15 protein-coding genes are annotated in these 20,452 nt (G+C 32.5%); 13 read left to right on the forward strand and 2 right to left on the reverse strand.

The genetic code is table 11. The features are described 5' to 3' along the window. Nucleotides 1–350 precede the first annotated feature (350 nt). From BMZ74_RS12195 to BMZ74_RS12255, 13 genes are all read left to right on the forward strand, one after another. Nucleotides 351–1,631: an extracellular solute-binding protein gene (locus BMZ74_RS12195; RefSeq protein WP_089862501.1), complete on the forward strand. Its 1,281-nt coding sequence runs from the start codon at nucleotides 351–353 to the stop codon at nucleotides 1,629–1,631. 76 nt (nucleotides 1,632–1,707) lie between these two features. Beyond that, nucleotides 1,708–2,640: a carbohydrate ABC transporter permease gene (locus BMZ74_RS12200; RefSeq protein ID WP_089862502.1), complete on the forward strand. Its 933-nt coding sequence runs from the start codon at nucleotides 1,708–1,710 to the stop codon at nucleotides 2,638–2,640. Between the two features lie 25 nt (nucleotides 2,641–2,665). Next, on the forward strand, nucleotides 2,666–3,541 hold the full coding sequence (locus tag BMZ74_RS12205; RefSeq protein WP_089862503.1) for a sugar ABC transporter permease: 876 nt from the start codon (nucleotides 2,666–2,668) through the stop codon (nucleotides 3,539–3,541). Between the two features lie 83 nt (nucleotides 3,542–3,624). After that, complete coding sequence (locus tag BMZ74_RS12210) at nucleotides 3,625–4,650, forward strand: LacI family DNA-binding transcriptional regulator (protein WP_089862504.1); 1,026 nt, start codon at nucleotides 3,625–3,627, stop codon at nucleotides 4,648–4,650. 175 nt (nucleotides 4,651–4,825) lie between these two features. Then, entirely contained in the window at nucleotides 4,826–5,890 is a 1,065-nt protein-coding gene (locus tag BMZ74_RS12215) for a lysylphosphatidylglycerol synthase transmembrane domain-containing protein (protein ID WP_089862505.1), read from the forward strand. Beyond that, complete coding sequence (locus tag BMZ74_RS12220; RefSeq protein WP_089862506.1) at nucleotides 5,880–8,099, forward strand: glycosyltransferase; 2,220 nt, start codon at nucleotides 5,880–5,882, stop codon at nucleotides 8,097–8,099. The genes BMZ74_RS12215 and BMZ74_RS12220 overlap by 11 nt, the downstream gene beginning before the upstream one ends. A 354-nt stretch (nucleotides 8,100–8,453) precedes the next feature. Then, nucleotides 8,454–10,502 carry an ABC transporter substrate-binding protein gene (locus tag BMZ74_RS12225; RefSeq protein ID WP_089862507.1) on the forward strand — a complete coding sequence of 683 codons (2,049 nt, stop codon included), beginning with the start codon at nucleotides 8,454–8,456 and terminating at the stop codon, nucleotides 10,500–10,502. A 124-nt stretch (nucleotides 10,503–10,626) separates the two neighbouring features. Next, nucleotides 10,627–11,622 (forward strand): ABC transporter permease, encoded by a 996-nt coding sequence (locus BMZ74_RS12230; protein WP_089862508.1) that lies wholly within the window; start codon nucleotides 10,627–10,629, stop codon nucleotides 11,620–11,622. Nucleotides 11,623–11,640: 18 nt separating this feature from the next. Then, nucleotides 11,641–12,747, forward strand: a complete 1,107-nt coding sequence (locus BMZ74_RS12235; RefSeq protein ID WP_245750886.1) for an ABC transporter permease — start codon at nucleotides 11,641–11,643, stop codon at nucleotides 12,745–12,747. A 13-nt stretch (nucleotides 12,748–12,760) separates the two neighbouring features. Continuing rightward, complete coding sequence (locus BMZ74_RS12240) at nucleotides 12,761–13,792, forward strand: ABC transporter ATP-binding protein (RefSeq protein WP_089862510.1); 1,032 nt, start codon at nucleotides 12,761–12,763, stop codon at nucleotides 13,790–13,792. Beyond that, the gene (locus BMZ74_RS12245; protein ID WP_089860437.1) at nucleotides 13,792–14,769 is read left to right on the forward strand and encodes an ABC transporter ATP-binding protein; all 978 of its coding nucleotides are present in this window, start codon (nucleotides 13,792–13,794) and stop codon (nucleotides 14,767–14,769) included. The genes BMZ74_RS12240 and BMZ74_RS12245 overlap by 1 nt, the downstream gene beginning before the upstream one ends. A gap of 89 nt (nucleotides 14,770–14,858) precedes the next feature. Continuing rightward, a complete protein-coding gene (locus tag BMZ74_RS12250) occupies nucleotides 14,859–17,048 on the forward strand; it encodes an alpha-galactosidase (protein ID WP_089862511.1) in 2,190 nt (729 codons plus the stop codon). 85 nt (nucleotides 17,049–17,133) lie between these two features. Beyond that, the gene (locus BMZ74_RS12255) at nucleotides 17,134–18,171 is read left to right on the forward strand and encodes a LacI family DNA-binding transcriptional regulator (RefSeq protein WP_089862512.1); all 1,038 of its coding nucleotides are present in this window, start codon (nucleotides 17,134–17,136) and stop codon (nucleotides 18,169–18,171) included. Nucleotides 18,172–18,239: 68 nt separating this feature from the next. On the opposite strand, the gene BMZ74_RS12260 is transcribed toward BMZ74_RS12255, so the two are convergent. Together BMZ74_RS12260 and BMZ74_RS14620 are read right to left on the reverse strand one after the other, a co-directional pair. After that, on the reverse strand, nucleotides 18,240–19,823 hold the full coding sequence (locus BMZ74_RS12260; RefSeq protein ID WP_089862513.1) for a DEAD/DEAH box helicase: 1,584 nt from the start codon (nucleotides 19,821–19,823) through the stop codon (nucleotides 18,240–18,242). A 358-nt stretch (nucleotides 19,824–20,181) separates the two neighbouring features. Beyond that, nucleotides 20,182–20,452 (reverse strand): IS30 family transposase (locus BMZ74_RS14620; RefSeq protein WP_143070148.1); only part of this gene is annotated, 271 nt, incomplete at its 5' end.

Genomic DNA, 20,452 nt, shown 5'->3' on the forward strand with positions numbered 1-20,452 from the left:
GGAGTCTAAAAAAGATAACCAGATTTAGTCCCTGAAAAACTGAGAGTTCAACAGCCTCGCCATTAGTGTTCACCAGTAAGTTTTGAGTACAAAGGCAGCTGCCTGCTAAAGCAGCAGAAAACAAATAGGACACAGCATACGTGTTAGGAGTTCATATCAGTCTCAGGGGATCAGACTTTTAAAGTAGTCATGTAATTACATGCCACAAGGGGGATCAAAATCTACCCTGGATATCTTTAAATATCATTATATCAGGGACTAAATCTAAAATTAATGGAAACAAGAAAGTTTATATTTAAATGGTGATATATTTCAATATCACTAAGTATATTATACGAGGAGGAATTATTATGAAAAATTTAGTTTTTAGTATTTTATTTCTAATCATTGGTTTAACTTTATTCTTAGTTCCGGTCAATGTCCTGGCTCAAAATCAAGCTTTAGATCAACAAAATCTGGAAAATAAGGTAACTATAAAATTCTGGGAAGCTGATGAAGCAAAAATTGATGAAGAAATCTTAGATCCCTTAATTAAAAAATTTGAAGAAAATAATCCCCAAATAACAGTAGAGAGGACCCATGCTGGAACTGTAGAAGATTTACGTCAAAATACACAAACTGCTTTTATGGGGGGACAAGGACCAGATTTAGTTTTAAGTCCTTTTGATCATATAGGCCCTTTTTCAATTATGGGAATTGCTCAACCACTTGATAATTTAGCAAGCAATGAATTGAAAAATAAATTTATTAAATCTGCTTTACCGGGAATGAGTTTAAATGGGAATCTTTATGGTATTCCTTTAACAATGGGCAATCATTTAATGCTAATGTATAATAAAAAAATGGTGAAAAACGCACCGACTACCTGGTCTGAATTAATCAAAATAGCTCAAGCACAAACGATCGATCGGAATGGAGATGGTTTAAATGACCAATATGGTTTAGCTTATAATTTAAACGAACCTTTTTGGTGGGTTGCTTTTCAAGGTGGTCTAGGAGGCTGGGTTTTTGACAGTAATTATCAGCCTACCCTAAATACTAAAGCAACTGTAGCAGCACTTCAATTTGTTCATGACTTAAAATATAAATATAAAATAGTTCCAAAAGAATCTGATGATCAGCTGGCAGATAGCTTATTTAAAGAAGGTAATGTAGCTTTTATTATCAACGGCGATTGGGCTTTAGATAGTTATCGAAATAATGAAAATATTGAGCTGGGAGTTGCACCAATTCCAAAATTTGAAGCTACAAATAAATTTGGGCAACCAATGACCAGTGGCAAAGGATTTATTATGCTGACAGATTTAAATCAGGAAAAACAAATCGCTGTATTAAAATTCATCGATTTTATGACAAATATTGCTGCCCAGGAACTTTTTGTAAATAATAATTTTTTACCATCTAATTCAGCTGCTTATCAGCTTCCTCAAATCCAGAATGATCCTATTATGCTGGGGTCTGCTCAACAACTGCGCAATGGACGTGCTATGCCAGTAATTCCAGAAATGAGAGGAATCTGGGATGCAATTAGACCTGCTTTACAAAGTGTAATGAGCAATGATCTTAGCCCAAAAGCAGCAGCTAAACAAATGCAGCAAGCTGCTGAAGAAAATATTAAAGGAATGAGATAAGAACAAATAGTCAGGGGGGAATAGTCCCCCTGGCAATTTATATTTAACTAAAAATGGAACCTAAGGAGGCCGATTAATGAATAAAGAAAATGATGAATCTTTTAAATCTGGTAGTCTGGCACTTAAAAGTTTCTGGCGTCAATATAAATTTTCTTATTTAATGTTATTACCTGCTTTTATCGTAGTTTTATTTGTAGTAATTTATCCCTTTTTTTATAATTTTAGATTAGCTTTTTCTAATCTAAATATGTATAATATGAGGCAGTTTATCAAATCTGGTAAATTAACTTATATTGGCTTAAGTAATTTTTCAGAAATTATCACTCAGAGTTCTTTCTGGATAATTTTATTAAGGACTATTATCTGGACTGTCATTAATGTGATTGCTCACTTAACTTTTGGTATAATATATGCTTTAATTCTTGAACATGATTTAATGTTTAAACCAATTTATAGAACATTGTTGGTAATCCCCTGGGCTATTCCACAATATATAGTAGTTTTAATCTGGAAAGGAATGTTTAACTTTCGCTATGGAGCAGTTAATTTACTACTCAGAAGATTTGGTATACCCGGAGTCGCCTGGTTAAGTCAGGCAGGAACTGGTTTTTCGGCTGCTTTAATTGTTAATATCTGGTTGGGAATTCCTTTTATGATGATGATTGCTCTGGGAGGCTTACAAAGCATTGACCCTAATTTTTACGAAGCAGCTGAAATAGATGGAGCAAGCAATTGGCAGCAAATTAAACATATAACTCTGCCATTATTAAAGCCTGTTATGGCTCCAGCTGTTATTTTAGGAGTTGTCTGGACTTTTAATAATTTAAGGGTTATTTATCTATTAACCCAAAACACTTTAACTAATAAAATTGATATTTTAGTAACTCATGTTTATCGGTCAGCATTTGAATTTTATAAGTATGGTTATGCAGCGGCTTTCTCAGTAATTATCTTCATAATTCTATTTATTTGGGCAATTACTTTTATTGATTATATTGGAGAAAATTAGATTAATTAAAGGAGGAACTTAACTGATGTCGGTTAAAAAAGATAGTAAATTAAAAAAAGTTTGTTTTCATTTATTTTTGATAATTTCAGTAATAATTGCTCTTTATCCAGCTTTAAGAGTTTTTGGAACTTCGCTTAGACCAGATAATGCTCTACACTCAACAAGTCTAGCAATTATCCCCAAACACGCTACCTTTGCTGCTTATAAAGAACTTATTTTTGAAAAGAACTTTTTAATCTGGCTGCGTAATTCATTTTTAGTAACTTTATTTACAGTAATTGTAGGAGTTTCACTGGCTGCTACTGCAGGTTATGTTTTTTCTCGCAAAAAATTTCCTGGCCGTAAAGCAGGTTTAACTTTTTTTCTAATTACTCAGATGTTTCCAAGTACTATGCTTTTACTTCCGATGTATTTACTGCTGGCAAAATTTGGCTTAACTGAGCAACAGCAGCTTATTCCTTTTTTAGGACTAGCTAAGGCACATCTAGGATTAATTATTATGTATTCATCAACTGCTTTACCACTCTGTGTCTGGCAGATGAAAGGATACTATGATACTATTCCAGAGAGTCTAGAAGAAGCAGCCTTAGTTGATGGCTTAAATCAATTTCAAGCTTTCTATAAAATAATTTTACCTCTTGCTAAACCAGCTCTGGTAATTACTGCTTTGTTTTCGTTTATGACTGCCTGGAATGAATATATGGTTGCCCGAGTAGTAATGACTGATAATAATTTATATACTTTACCAGTAGGTTTAACTAATTTAGCTGGACAGTTTAATACTGCCTGGTCACAATTTGCGGCAGCTTCAGTTATGATTATGTTGCCTGTCATGGCTATTTTTTTAATCTTATCAAGATATTTAGTTGGAGGCTTAACTCTGGGAGGGGTTAAAGGCTAATTAGTTATCTGTTTTGTCCTTTTAGTTAAATTACTATATAATTATAGTTAAGATAATTTATTTTAACTTAAGGATTGATATTTATGCCCACATTAAAAGATGTAGCAAAAAAAGCTGGAGTAGCTCCTTCAACAGTATCTAGAGTTATTAATGATAGCTCTCGTATTAGTGCAGAAACTAAGCAAAAAGTAAGAAGTATTATGAAAGAAATTGGTTATCACCCGAATTTAAACGCGCGTAATTTAGTTAAACAGCGCTCTCATAATCTTGGTTTAGTAATTCCTTACTCAAGTGAAGAAGCTTTTGCTGACCCATTTTATTCTGAAATCTTAAGAGCAATTGGAGTTTTAGCAAACAGCAAGGGTTTTAATCTGCTGCTTTTAACAAGCGATCGAGCTGAAAAAGAAAAGGAAACTGTTTTAAACGCTGTAAAAGGGAAACAGGTTGATGGAATTTTATTATTGAGAGCTCAAAAAAATGATCAGCTAATTAAAGAATTAAAGGCATTAAATTTCCCTTTTGTAATTGTTGGTCGTCCTGAAAATAAAGAAGACTATTATTGGGTTAATAATAATAATATTCAAGCCAGTCAGCAGGCAGTAGAATATTTAGTCGAAAATGGTCATCGCCAAATAGCGATAATTAGTGGTCCTAAAAATTATACAATGAACATAGATAGAATTCAGGGATATCGGCAGGCCTTTTCGGCTAAAAATATTCCTGTTCGAGAAGACTTAATTATCTTGTTAAAAAAAATTAATTATCAAAATATTTATCTGCAGTCTCAAAAAATAATTAAAAACCATCCTGAAGTTACTGCTTTTTATGGAATGAGTGATACAATGGCTTACACTATTATTCAGGCCATGAATGATCTTAACATTAAAATACCGAATGATATTTCAATTATTGGTTTTAATAATAATCCAGTTTCTAAATTAATTTCTCCACCTCTAACTACAGTAGACATTAATATTTATTTATTAGGCAACAAAGCAACAGAACTTTTAATTGCTATTATTAACAAAAAAATTAAAGAACCAACCTCAACTATAATTCCTAGCCAACTTATTATTAGAAAATCCTGTTCTAAAATAAAACAGCTGTAATTTTAAATCCAATTATAATATAATTGGATTTTTTCTTGTCAGAAATTGTCCCTAATTTCTACTATTTAGTAAATTTACTTTTTAACTATAATATAATATAATTGTTTTAATACTGGCTCTTATAGTCCTTATAATTATATTTTATTTAAGTTAAATTTATTCTGGAGGTCAGAAGATGGCTGAACAAAATGAAAACAATAATCTATCCCAATTTTTTAATTTAAAAAATTATCTCCTTTACTCAGGCCTCTTTTTTCTAATCTCGGCAGCAGCTTTATTTTATATTTATCAAGTTTATGCAGATGAAAAGAGTCTTGAGATAATCTTTAATTTTCCTCTCCCAATAATTACTTCACTGATTATATTACTTTTCTTTTACTATTTATTTGATGCACTGCGCTTATATTTTGTTTTAAAAACTTTAAAAGCAGAAATTTCTTTTTGGGAAATTTATAAATTAGTTTTTATTAACATTTTTGTTTCCAATATTACCCCACTGGCAACTGGTGGCGGAGTAGCTCAAGCTTATTTTTTACAGAAAAATAATGTTCCTCTGGGAACTTCTAGTGCTGCAGTTTTAATCAGAACTTTATTATCAGCTATAATTTTATTTGTTAATGTACCTTTTATTATTTTTAGAAATAAAAATATGGTTAAATTTCTTTCTGGTCATTATTTATATCTTTATTTAATAATTTTTATTGGTTTATATATTTCAGTATTTTATTTTTTAATTTTTAAAAACCAATTACTAATGAAATTAATTTATAAAATATTATCATTTTTAAAAGATCGTCATTTATTAACTAAAAAAAGATTTAAAATAATTATTAGATTTACTTTTCAACATTTAAAACTTTTTGCGGAAGATCTTGCTTTTTTTATTCAAGGTAAAAAGATATATGTATTTTTAGCGATCTTCTTTACTATTATTTTTCTGCTGGCAGAATTTTCTTTTTCATATTTATTATTAATTGGGCTGGGGTATCAAATTCCTTTTGTCCATATTGTTTCTCTACAAATTTTAGTAGTTTTTATTATGTATTTTGCCCCTACTCCTGGTGCAGCTGGCATAGCTGAAGGAGGGTATTCATTACTTTTTTCTCGTTTTGTAGATCGGAATGATATTTTCCCTTTATTATTTTACTGGAGATTTTTTAGTAAATATATTGGTATTTTTATAGGTGTATTAGTCTTTATCTATTTTGTTTTGCGAGGAGACTCCACTAATGAAAAATAAAAGCAAAATCTTTTTGTTAACAATGATTATTATTTTGATTGTTTTAATTAGCTATAAAATTTACGCTCCCTATACCATTCAAGATTTTAAATCAGTTAACTTAAAAAATATTGATCAAATCAAAGAACAACTACAGGTAGATAATTATTCTTTTGCAGTTGTTGGTAATATAGAGAATTCAATTTCTATTTTTGATAAAAGAATTGTTAATCAACTTAATCGAGATAATATTGATTTTATTCTTTCAACTGGCAATAACTTGACAGATAGTGAAGAAGGTAAATATAGAGTTTTTTATAGAACTCTGCAGAAACTAAATATACCTTTTGTGAGTGCATTAGGCGTAAACGAAACTAAAGATGAAGGTTATAAAAACTTTTATAAATATTTTGGACCTTTTTATTTTTCTTTTCAAATTGATAATGCCTATTTTATTTTTCTTGATACAACAGGAACAACTAATTTAGACTGGCAGCGCCAGTGGCTAGAAACAGAATTGAAATCTGCCCAACAATATAAGCATCAGTTTATAATTATGAATAAATCTGCTTTGAAAGTAGCTGGTAAATATTTAGTTGATGATAAAGTCAAATATATTCCTGACCTTAAAGAAAGAAAAAGCCTGCAGAATATTTTTGCAAAATATGGAGTTGATGCAGTATTTTCTTCTAATCTAGAGCTATTTCAGCAGAGTAGAGTAGCTGGAGTAAATTATTTTATAACTGGTGGTGCTGGAGGAGAATTACTTCTAGATGATGATAACAGCTATTACCATTATCTTTTGGTTAACATTGGCCCAGAAGGAGTTAGCTATCAGGTGAAAAAAGTTAGAAGTATTCCTGGCCCATCAGCTAAGTTTATTGTTAATATCTGGGTAGCACTGCAGTCATTTATCTACACTAATTATCTTAACATTTTGATAGTCTTATTTATTGGCTTAACTGTTTTTTATATACTCCATCGGGAAATTAATAAGGAAGTAGATTATTATCGAGACTTTGCCTATGCTAATAATGAATTTGAAAAGAAAAAATTAAATATTGCAATGTTTACCAATAACTATTTTCCAGTTATTGGGGGAGTGCCAATTTCAATTCAACGACTGGCTAAAGCACTGCGAGAAAGAGGCCATCAGGTAACAATTTTTGCTCCTAAATATAAAGAAGATACTAAGGACGAAGCAAATATTATTCGCTGTAGTTCAATTTATTATTATCAAGAAGCTGGCCTTGATTTTCCAGTTACTAATATTTTCTCTCCAGCCATTAAAAAGAAATTTAAAGCAGCAAACTTTGATGTAGTTCACTGTCATCATCCTTTCTGGCTTGGCAGTCGGGGACGTCAGCTGGCACAAAAAAGTAAATTGCCAACTGCATTTACCTATCATACCCGCTTAGAAAAATATGCCCATTATGTACCTAATATTTTATTTTTGCGTAAGTTTTTTGCTAACCGTTTATCACATTTTTTGATCAAAAATTTTGCTAATAAAACAGATGCAGTTTTTGCACCAACAGATTCGACTAAAGAATATCTGCGTAATGTCGGGGTAAGTCGTCATATTAAAGTCATGCCAACTGGAATAGACTTTGATTATTATCAGCATAAACAAAGTGAAATTAAAAGTTTAAGAGATGAATTAATTGGAACAGCAGATCATTTACTAATTTCTGTCTCCAGATTATCTAAAGAAAAAAATCTTTATTTTCTATTAAAAGGAATTAAACAGTTAGCAATTAAAACTGAGCTTAATTTTAAATTAATAATTATTGGCAGTGGTTCTGAAAAAGAAGATCTAGAAAAATATTTAATAGATAACAATTTAGCAGAAAGAGTTGAATTAATAGGTTCAGTTGATTTTAGAGAAATGGCTAAATATTATCTGGCAGCAGATCTCTTTGTATTTGCTTCAACTACCGAAACTCAAGGAATGGTTTTGTTAGAAGCTATGGCTGGTTATAATCCAGTAATAGCAGTTAAATCAAGTGGAATTGATGATGTAATAGAAAATAATTATAATGGGTTTAAAACAGATGAAAACATTGAACAGTGGAGTAATAAAATTATAGAACTGCTTACTGATAAAGATAATTATCAACAAACTTCTTGCAATGCCAGAAAAATGGCTGAAAATTATTCCATTGAAAATATGGCTTTAGAGGCAGAAGAATTATATTATAAAATTATGCAGCTTAATAAATATCAATAAAGACTATAAAAATTTAAAGCTTAATTAAAATAATTCTCATTTAAAACTAAATAATCTAACTATATAAAAAGCCTGGCTCAAATTGAGCCAGGCTTTTTATATAGTAATTAAAATAAATATTTAAAGCAATTCATGAAATTATTTCAATTTTTCATGAAAAAAATTGAAATAATTTCATGAAAAAAGAAGGAATTAACTTTTTAGTATTGAATATTATTAATTAGACAGCTGGCTAAATTATAAAAATAAGCTAATAAGTTTATAAGATTATTAAGGAGGAATGATAAATTTAAGTTTAAACTTAACTCAGATAACAAAAAATTCAAAATCTAAAGAAAAATAAAGGAGGAAAAAATGTTTAAACAAAAATTATCAATTCTAATTTTAATCATAGTTGTTTTCTTAGCTGTTCCCCTGGCAGGTGCTCAAGACAAAAAGTTTGCCGGTCAGTTTACTAAAGAGCAGATGTGGACCTATGAGAAACTTAACTCATATAATGAAGCTCCTGAATTAAAAAAATTAGTAGAGCAGGGACAGCTGCCATCAGTCGAAAAACGTCTCCCTGAAAAGCCCCGGATAATTAAAACAAATATTATGGCAAATGGAATTGGTCAATATGGCGGAATTTGGCGTGGGACTTTTGCAGTTCCTGTAGCAAGTTGGAATTGGGGTGCTCAAAAAACTCAAGGCTGGTATGGAATTACTCAAATGGTACAGGAATCTTTAGTAGTATCTGGGCCGATGTGGATGTTAAAACAACCTGATCCGCTACCAAATCTAGCAACAAGTTGGGAATGGTCAGAAGATGGCAAAAACTTAACAATGCATTTAGTAGAAGGGGTTAAGTGGTCAGATGGTGAAGCATTCACTGCTGATGATGTCTTATTTACTTATAATGATTTAATTTTAAATGATAATATACCTACTTTTGGCAGCAAAGATGCCTGGATTTATGGTGGGCAGCAAACTACATTAGAAAAAATAGATGATTATACAATTAAATGGCATTTTGGAGTTAAAAAACCTGTTCATGTTTTTTATAATATGGACTATCTAGATTTTGCTGTATCACCTAAACACATTTATCAGCATTTTCATCCTGATTACAATCCAGATGCAAGTTATGATGACTTTGTTAATGCAACTCCACCCGATGATTTACCTGCTGTTACATTGGGACCCTGGGTTCCTACAAAATATGAACCAGGTCAACAGTTAGTTATGGTTCGTAACCCATATTACTGGCAGGTTGATGAAGCAGGTAATCAGTTACCATACCTAAGTGAAGTTCGCTATAATGAAGTTGAATCTGGTGATATTAGAACTTTAAATTTAATCGGGAATGCAACTGATCGGACAAATTTGGAAAACCCTTCGACTTTCAGTATGGTTAAACAGGCTTCCCTAAAAAAAGATGCTCCCTTTAAAATTGAGTTTGGTCCCTTTGGGATGGGTTATCAAATTTCAATGAATCTGTCACGTTATCTCAGTGTCAATAATGATCGTGAAGCTGAATTAAGAGAGTTATTCAGAAAAAAATTATTTAGAGAAAGTATCTCTGAAACAATTAATAGAAATGCGATAGCAAATGTAGCTTTTCCAGGACCTCTAATTCAGCCCTGGTATGGTGGTTATCCTAGTGGATCCTCTTACTATGATGAAGATAGTGTCATCAAATATGAATATAATCCAGAACAGGCTCGAAAAAATTTAGCTGAACTTGGGTTTAAAGATAGTAATAATGATGGTATTTTAAACTGGCCAGCTGACAGCAAAATAGCTGGAGATGAATTGATAATTGAAATGATGATTAATCAGGATCAACAGGCAGTAATTAATGCTGCTGAAGCAATTCAGCCAATGTTTAGAGAGGTAGGAATTGACCTTAAAGTTAAATTAGTTTCAGCTAACAATGTAGCAACTAGAGTTGGCAGTGGCAATTTTGAAATGTATTTCAATCGGTTAGATTCTGCCATTCCTTTTATTCAAATGGAACTTTTCGGTCCTTTTAGAAATAATTCTCCTGATTGGCATTATGCTTCTGCCGGCGGAAAGCGAGACCTGCTTGATTTCGAAAAAGAAATTCAGCAAATTATGAAAGAAGCTCGTTATGTAGCTGACCCTGCAGAAAGAAAAGCAATGTTTCAAAAAATATTAAAAATATATACAGAAAATGTATATACAGTTGGTGTCTATGAAGTAAGAAGAGGAACTGGTTTACACAAAAGAATTAAAAATTGGCAGCCAGATATCCCTCCTTATATGTATAACTGGACTATTAATAGTATTCCAGTTCAAATTTTATATGTAGATAAAACAGAACAATTTCCAACTATGTTTCAGGATACCATTCCAACTAAAACAGATTATAATAACCGTTCCTGGCAGCTGCCTTTAAAATAGAGCTGCCAAAAATAAGCTAAAATAAAATTAATAAGAGGAAGTTTTAACTTCCTCTTATTAATTAAAAAATATATTTTAATAATTAAAAAAAGATAAACTAACAATATTAAGGAGGCTATCGGAAGTGATTAGTTACATAATTAGAAGATCATTATTATCAATTCCAATGTTGATTGTAGTTAGTTTAATAGCATTTTTTATTTTAACTCTTCCCCCAGGAGATTATATGACATCATACCAAAATCAGCTGACAAGTCAAGCTGGACTTACAACATCTGAAGCAGAAAAAATGGCCGATCAAATGAGGGAAAAATATGGACTTGATAAACCATTTCTAGTTCAATATTATAATTGGATTAAAAATATTGTTGTTCATGGAGATTTTGGTTATTCATTTTTTTATTCTAAAACTGTTGCTAAAGTAATCTGGGGCAGGCTTGGTTATACATTATTGATTGCTGGACTTTGCCATTTTATTTCTGTTTTTGTAGGAATACTAATTGGTATATTTTCAGCTACTCACCAATATTCAGCGGCAGATTATTTTTTTACAATTTTGGCTTTTTTAGGTGTTTCAATTCCAGCTTTCTTTTTAGCAATCTTTATGATGTATCTTTTTTCATTTAAACTAGGACTAGGAGTAGGTGGATTATTTTCTGATCAATATATTATGGCTCCCTGGAGTATGGCAAGAGTTTTAGATTTAATTAAACATCTCTGGCTGCCAGTTACAATTGTAGGTTTTGCAGGTACAGCCCGTAATATGAGAGTTATGAGATCAAATCTCTTAGATGTTTTAGGTCTGCAGTATATCCAGACTGCTAAAGCAAAAGGTTTAAAAAATCGTACTGTTATTTATAAACATGCAGTTAAAAATGCTATTAAACCAATTGTTATGTCAATGGGATCTGCTTTACCATTTTTAATTACAGGCGAAATGATTACCAGTATAGTACTTGACCTTCCTACTACTGGTCCTGCTTTTTATAACGCATTAGTAAACCAAGATATGTATTTAGCAGGCAGTTTTTTAATGATGATTGCAGTTATACTTATTATTGGTAATTTACTGGCAGATATTGCACTAGCCTGGGTTGATCCCAGAGTTAGATATAATTAAATTGGAGAGGTGGAAAAAGTGGAAAAAGTAAAAAAGGAAAAAGAAAAAAAATATTTGAGCAATCGAGCAAAAATCTGGCGCCGTTATAAAAAACATAAATTAGGTATGTTTGGCGGTCTAGTTGTTTTATTACTTTTAGTATTAAGCATTTTCGCACCTTTTTTTAGTCCTTATGATTACACTAAACCAAATTATGAGGGTGCTTATATGCCACCTCAACCTTTAAATTTTAAAGATGAAACAGGTAAATTTAATTTAATCCCTTTTACCTATGGCATTAAACAAGGTATGGATCCTGAAACATGGGCCAGAACATTTGAAATTAATCCAGAGCAAAAGTATAAGTTGAAATTTATGATTAGAGGTTGGGATTACGAACTTTTTGGCATTTTTAAATCTAATCTGCATTTGTTTGGAGTTGAAAAAGGGGGCAGTTTTCACCCTTTTGGCACAGATAAATTAGGCAGAGATATTTTTAGTCGTATTATTTTTGGAAGTAGAATTTCAATTTTCATTGCTTTTTTTGGTTCTTTGCTCTCAGCAGTAATTGGCTCACTAGTAGGAGGAATTTCAGGCTATTTTTCCGGCAAAACTGACTTATTTATTCAAAGAATTATTGAAATGTTCCAGCTCTTTCCTCAGCTGCCGCTAATGATGGCTTTGAGTGCTGCCATACCAACGACCTGGCCTCCTATTTTAATCTTTATTGGTATAGTTGTTGTACTTTCCTTAATTCAGTGGACTTTTCTGGCCCGGGAAGTAAGAGCAATTGTTTTAAGTTACCGAGAACAGGAGTTTGTCAAAGCAGCACAAGCATTAGGAGCAAATCATTTATATATAATTATCAGACATGTAATTCCAAATTGTCTTAGTCATATTATAGTGGTAATGACTTTAACTATTCCCAGTTTAATTTTAGCTGAAAGTACACTGAGCTATCTTGGCCTTGGTATTCAGCCTCCAATGGTGAGCTGGGGAGTTTTACTCCAGGAGGCTTCTAATATTCAGACTATTGGACAGCATCCCTGGATAATGATTCCTGGAGCCTTTATATTCTTTACAGTTTTATCAATTAACTTTTTTGGGGATGGAGTTCGAGACGCGCTTGATCCGAAGAGTAATTAAGGAGGTGGAATTTTTGAGTAAAGAAGCATTAGTAGAAGTAAAGAACTTACAAACTTACTTTTATACAGAAGAAGGTGTAGTTAAGGCTGTAGATGGTGTTGATTATGAGATTTATCCTGGTGAAACACTAGGAATTGTAGGAGAATCAGGTTGTGGAAAAAGTGTAACTTCCCTTTCAATTATGCGCCTGGTAGAATCACCTCCAGGTAAAATTGAAGGAGGAGAGATTAACTTTCAGGGCAAAGATTTAACCAAATTGTCCGAAAAAGAAATGCGTAAAATTAGAGGTAATGATATTTCGATGATCTTCCAGGAACCAATGACTTCCTTAAATCCTGTTTATACAGTTGGAGATCAAATAATAGAAGCAATTATGCTGCATAAAGGAGTTAAGCGTAAAGAAGCACGTCAGCAGGCCATAGAAATGCTGCAAAAAGTAGGAATACCGCTGCCAGAACAAAGAGTAGACGAATACCCTCACCAACTTTCTGGTGGGATGAGACAGCGGGTTATGATAGCTATGGCTTTAAGCTGTGATCCTCAACTTCTAATAGCCGATGAACCAACGACTGCGTTGGATGTAACAATCCAGGCACAGATTTTAGAATTGATGAATTCACTTAAAGAAAGCTATGGAATGGCAATTATGATGATTACCCATGATCTGGGAGTAATTGCAGAAGTATCAGACCGGGTAGCAGTAATGTATGCTGGTAAAGTAGTAGAATATACAGATGTAGATTCGCTATTTGAAGATCCTAAACATCCTTATACCTGGGGATTAATGAATTCAATCCCAAAACTAGATAAAGATGTAGAACGGCTGGAAGCAATTCCAGGAAGTGTACCATCTCCACTAAATTTTCCAGAAGGATGTAAATTCAATACCCGGTGTCCACTGGCAGAGGGTAAATGTTTTACAGACGAACCAGAACTAATAGATGCAGAAGCAGGCCATAAAGTACGCTGCTGGAGGTATAAAGATCTCGAAGAGATCAAAGCTAGAGGAGAAAGAATCTATGCAGACCAGGGGGTAAAAGAATAATGGCAGAAAACTTATTAGAAGTAAAAAACTTAAAAAAATACTTTCCTGTTAAAGCAGGAGTATTTAAAAGGACAGTTGCTCATGTTAAAGCAGTAGATGACATTTCATTTGCTGTAAAGCAGGGAGAAACCCTTGGTTTAGTAGGAGAATCAGGCTGTGGTAAGTCAACAACAGGTAGAACTATCCTGCGTTTATTAGAAGCAACTGAGGGAGAAGTAGTTTTTGAAGGTAAAAATATTATGGAACTTGATAAAAATGAGATGCGTGCTATTAGAAGAGATATGCAGATAATTTTTCAGGATCCATATGCTTCTTTAAATCCCCGTATGACAGTAGCAGATATAGTAGGAGAACCAATTGATATTCATAAATTGGCTAAAAACAAAAAAGAACGCAATCAAAAGGTAGAAGAAATATTAGAAAACGTTGGCCTGGGAGCAGAATATATGAACCGTTATCCGCACGAATTCTCAGGTGGACAGAGACAGAGAATAGGAGTAGCTAGAGCACTAGCAGTTGATCCCAAGTTAATTATAGCAGATGAACCAGTTTCAGCCCTGGATGTATCAGTTCAGGCTCAGGTAGTTAATCTGCTGCAGGATTTACAGCAGGAATATGGTTTAACCTATCTCTTTATAGCCCATGATTTAAGTGTAGTTAAACATATTAGTGATCGGGTAGCAGTAATGTATCTGGGTAAAATAGTTGAGCTAACAGATAAAAAAGAACTTTATGATAATCCGCTACATCCCTATACCCAGTCTTTACTATCAGCAATCCCGGAAGCAGATCCGAAAAAGAAAAAAGATAGAATAGTTTTAGAAGGAGATGTGCCGAGTCCAGTTGATCCACCATCTGGCTGTCGTTTCCATCCCAGATGTCCCAAAGCTTTTGACCTATGTCCGGTTAAAGAGCCAGAATTTAAGGAATATGGTGATGGTCACTTTGCTGCCTGTCATCTGCTGGAAAAAGAATAAATTAAGGCTATAAACAGGAATTAAAGCAAATTAAGCTAATAAGTAATATATAATAATAATTTAGCAATTATTTTAATGGAGGTAAAAAAATGCCGATTAGTTTTGCAGAGCAAGAAAAGATTTTTCATTTAAGAAATAATTCAGTTAGCTATGTAATAAAAATACTGGAAAATGGTCAGCTTGGTCATCTTTACTGGGGGAAAAAAATTGCCAAAGCAGAAAGACTAGTTAGATATCAAAGTTCACAATTTCACCCCTATGAAGCTTATGCAAAAAAAGATGATACAGGTTTTATATTAGAGAATATTGCTCGAGAATTTCCTTCTTTTGGGCAATCAGACTTTAGAGAGCCTGCCTATCAAATTGAAACTACAACAGGTTCAATCATCAGTAACCTTCAATATCAAAGTCACGAAATTTATCCTGGTAAGAAAAAATTAACTAACCTACCAGCAATTTATGTAGAAAATGATGCTGAAGCAGATAGTATAGATATTGTACTCAAAGATAAGCTGCTCGATTTAACAGTAATTTTAACCTATACAATTTTAAAAGAATATCCGATTATCACCCGTTCAGCTAATTTCAAAAATAAAGGTCAAACTGAACTCAATCTTAAACGGGCTCTTTCAATGAGTATTGACTTTAAAAATAAAGAGTTAGAACTGCTGCAGCTTTCTGGAGCCTGGGGAAGAGAACGGAATCTTGTCCGGAGATCATTAAATCAGGGTATTACTACAATTGACAGTAAAAGAGGGGCCAGCAGTCATCAGCAAAATCCTTTTTTAGCTCTAATGGATAAAAATGCAGCTGAATATCACGGTGAAGTTTATGGATTTAGTTTAATTTATTCAGGTAATTTTATTGCTCAAGTAGAACAAAATCATTATGGTAAAACAAGAGTAAACATGGGAATTAACCCCTTTAATTTTAATTGGGTTTTAAAAAATGGAGATTCTTTTCAGACTCCAGAAGTTGTTTTAAATTATTCTGAACATGGGCTAAATAAAATGTCACAAAATTATCATAAACTTTATCGCAGCCGATTAGCTAGAGGACAATACCGTGATCAGTTAAGGCCTGTTTTAATTAATAATTGGGAAGGAACATATTTTGATTTTAATACAGCTAAAATATTAGAAATGGCCAGAGCTGCCGCTGAAGTTGGTGTAGAACTTTTTGTGCTTGATGATGGCTGGTTTGGCAAAAGAAATAATGATTCTTCTTCACTTGGAGACTGGTATGTAAATCAGGAAAAATTACCTGGTGGTTTAGAATATTTAGCAGCTGAAATTAATAAATTAGGACTTGATTTTGGGCTCTGGTTTGAACCAGAAATGGTTTCTCCAGATAGCGACTTATATAGAAAGCATCCAGAATGGGTAATTCAAGTTCCTGATCGGGAAAATTGTTTATCAAGACAACAGCTAGTTTTAGATTTAAGCAGAAAAGATGTACAAAATTATATAATCGAAAAAGTTACTAATATTTTAGAAAGTGCCAATATTTCTTATGTTAAATGGGATATGAACCGACCAATAACAGAATTTGGGTCTCTAGAACTTGCAGCTAATCAGCAGCGAGAGCTAAGTCATCGCTATATTATTGGTTTGTATAGAGTTTTAGCTGAAATAACTGAAGCTTTCCCCTACATATTATTCGAAAGCTGTGCTGGTGGTGGTGGTCGATTTGATCCAGGTATGCTTTATTATATGCCGCAAACCTGGACTAGTGATGATACAGATGCTGTTGAAAGATTAAAAATTCAGACTGGTACTTCAGTAGTTTATCCAAGTTCTGCTCTTGGAGCACATGTTTCAGCAGTGCCTAATCATCAGGTAAAACGCAGTACATCACTTGCAATGCGTTACAATGTAGCAAGCTTTGCTAATCTTGGTTATGAACTTGATATTACAAAATTAAATTGTTCAGAATTAAAAATTGTTAAAGAACAAATTAAAAACTATAAATCAATTAGAAATTTAGTTCAATTCGGCAACTTTTATCGATTATTAAGTCCTTTTAATAGTAATTTTACTGCCTGGTCCTATTTGAGTTCTGATAAAAAAGAAGCGCTAGTTGCTTTTTATCAAATTCTGGCAGAACCTAATTCTAAAGATCAATTACTGCGCTTAAAAGGACTTAAATCAGAAGCTGATTATCGAGAAATAAGCTCTGGTCAGATTTATGGTGGAGATGAACTAATGAACCATGGTCTTTTAATTTCTAATTTAGAAGGGGACTTTAGCTCTAAAGTCTGGCATTTTAAACAAATCTAAGTTGTTCTTCTTAAAGTAAAAGCTATTTAAATTACAGTTAAATGATGATATAATATTAGGAAAGCCTGCTTTAAGGAGGATCTTTATGAGTGTAACATTAAAAGATATTGCAGAAAAAGCTGGGGTTTCAATTGCAACTGTGTCAAGAGTTATCAATGATGACCAGGAAAGCCCTGTTAACGAAGAAACCAAACAACGTGTCTGGAAGTATGTCAAAGACATGGGCTATATTAAGACTAATAAAACCAACGGTAATTCTAAAAAAAATAAAGAGATTGGACTAATTTTTAATACAGCACCTGATATTTATACTCATCCTTATTTCTCAGTGATCTTAACAGCTATCGAGACAGAAATAAAAGCTAGCGGATATCAATTAGCTTTTTCACTTTCAGAAAAAGATATTCAAAAACAATCTACTCAACATCAAATAATTTCTGCTGATTTATCGGGCATAATAGTTGTAAGTGATTTTATTGAAAAAGATCTTTTGGAACTGCTAAAGGAAAAATTTGATAATTTAGTTTTTATTGATTCTTATCGTAAAAATCTGGGCAGAGATGTTATTTTAGTAGAAAGAGAAAAAGCGGGTTATGAGCTTACTCAGTACTTAATTGATAAAGGGCACCGCAAAATAGCTTTTGTCGGTGGATCTTTTGCCGAAAAAGAAGCCCCTGATTTTTATCATGAGAAAAGGTTTATAGGCTTTAAAAATGCTATGCAGGATAATAACTTAACTTGGCAGGATAAGTGGGTTATTGATGGCAAATGGGGTAAAGAAGAGGCATATTTAGCTGTTCAGAATTTATTAACAGAAGAAGAACTTCCTACCGCTGTTTTTGCTGCCTGTGATCAAATGGCTATTGGAATTATGCGAGCTATCCACGAAAGAGGTTTAAAAGTACCGGCTGATATATCAATTATCTCTTATGATAATATTGATATGGCAGCCTATACAAATCCTCCGCTAACTACAATGAATATTCCTAAAATGGCAATTGGAAAATTGGCTGTAAAGAGATTAATTGAAAGAATTGAAGGACAGGATAAAGAATTAAATATTCCAATCCAATTTTTAGTTTCAACAAATTTAATTGAAAGAAGCTCTGTCACTGAGCTTTAAATTAAAAAAACTGCTGTTGATTATTATAATCAACAGCAGTTTATTAGTTTTATAATTTAATTTAGAGACTATTTAGCCCGGGCAGCTTCAATATTAATTTTGTTACCCTTAATATAGTTATCTTTCATAATTTGTAAAACTTCATGACCTTTTTCTCTTGGTACTTCAACAAAGGTAAAGTTATCATAAATATCAATAGCTCCAATTAAAGATCCAGACATACCAGTCTCACCAGCAATTGCACCTACAATATGACGAGGAGAAACACGATCTTTTTTACCAATATTGATAAACAATCTAACCATTCCTGGCTCAGCTCCAGTATCACCAAAACTTGCCTCATTATTTGCTTCCGCTTCATTTTCTCGCTCAAATGATTTTTTCATTAAAGCAGCAGCAATTTCTATAGCAGAATAGCGTTCGTCAATTAAGTCTTCAATTAATTCAATATATTTTCTCAAGTTATTTGAATCCATATAGTCACTTAATTCTTCACTAAATTTATCAAATTGTGCCTGCTGAATATCATCTTGAGTTGGAATTTCAGATCTTTTAATTTTAGATTTAGTATATTTTTGAATATCCCTTAATTTATAAATATCTTTGCCAACTACAAAGTTATGAGCCTGACCACTTTTGCCTGCTCTTCCTGTCCTGCCAATTCGGTGCACATAATAATCGGTATCCTGAGGTAGATCATAATTAAAAACTGCTTCCACATTATCAACATCAATACCTCTAGCAGCAACATCCGTAGCAACAAGAACTTCAATAATTCCTTTTCTAAACTTATTCATTACCTGATCACGCTGATTTTGATTTAAACCACCATGGATAGCATCAGAGAGATATCCCCTGGCCTGCAGTTTAATATTGAGATCATCTACCATACGACGAGTATTACAAAATACAATAGCCAATTCAGGATTAGTATAATCAAGCAGACGGGAAAGAGCTTTAAGTTTATCATTTCTTCTAATTTCATAATATAGCTGTTCAATTGAAGGAACAGTCAAATTTTCGTGAGCTACTTTAACAAAATTTGATTTTTTCTGATACTTTTTGCTTAATCTCTTAATTTGACGGGGAATTGTAGCTGAAAAGAAGAGAGTTTGTCTTTGATCAGGTATATCACGTAAAATTGATTCTATATCATCAATAAATCCCATATCAAGCATAACATCTGCTTCATCTAAAACAAAATAGTTAACTTTATTTAACTTTAATGTTCCCCTTCTAATATGGTCCATTACCCGACCAGGAGTACCAATTACAATCTGAACTCCTTTTTTAAGAGCTCTAATTTGTCGATTGATTGATTGTCCCCCATAAACAGGTAAAGTATAAAGACGATTTTTATATTTAGCCAGCTGCTTTAATTCTTCTGCAACTTGAATTGCCAGTTCTCTAGTTGGACAGAGAATTATAGTCTGTACATTATTATCACTATCATCAACAGATTCTAAAAGAGGAATCCCAAAAGCAGCAGTTTTACCCGTTCCGGTTTGAGCCTGACCAACAATGTCTTCTCCATTCAAAATAGCCGGAATTGCTTTTGCCTGAATAGGTGTAGTTTCTTCAAATCCCATTTCCTCAACTGCTTGTAAAATTTCCTTTGAAACATCTAACTCATTAAATTTAATCTTTTGCAAATTTATTTCCACTTCCTTAATTTAGTTTAGTGCTTTTAGCACTATTTTTTAGTACTCTTAACTTAGTACTGCCAATTTATTTAATAAATAATTAACTTAGCTGAGAATAAATACAACTATTCTAGCTTGATTAAATACACTTGCCTTATGCAATGACAATGAAAAACCCCGACTAAAATTATATAGTCAGGGCTAATTGCTATATTATTTATTAAATTACTTTTGATTAACTATTCTAGTATATCTTAGAGAATCACTAAAGTCAAACTAATTTTAGCTATTTTCAAAAAAGGTGAATTGCAAGTTGCAATGCACGGTTTTTTTGATTTTTTTAAAATTACCTGTACCTTCAATGTTTTTACATACTAAAACTTAATTTTTCTCTGAATATTTCATCTGAATTCCCATAATCAAACATTTTTCTGGGGTAAGTATTTATGAATTCCTGAATCTTTTTTACCAGGGTTCTTTTGATTCCTCTGAAACTTGTGCCTTTAGGTAAGAATCTTCGGATAAACCTGTTAGCTACCTCATTTGAGCCTCTCTGCCAGCTGCAATATGCATCACAATAATACTGGCTGGTCCTGGGAATGCTACTGCCTGCAAAAGATTCTTCAATCCCCTCATAA

Source organism: Halanaerobium salsuginis, assembly GCF_900114545.1.
Lineage (GTDB): Bacteria > Bacillota > Halanaerobiia > Halanaerobiales > Halanaerobiaceae > Halanaerobium > Halanaerobium salsuginis.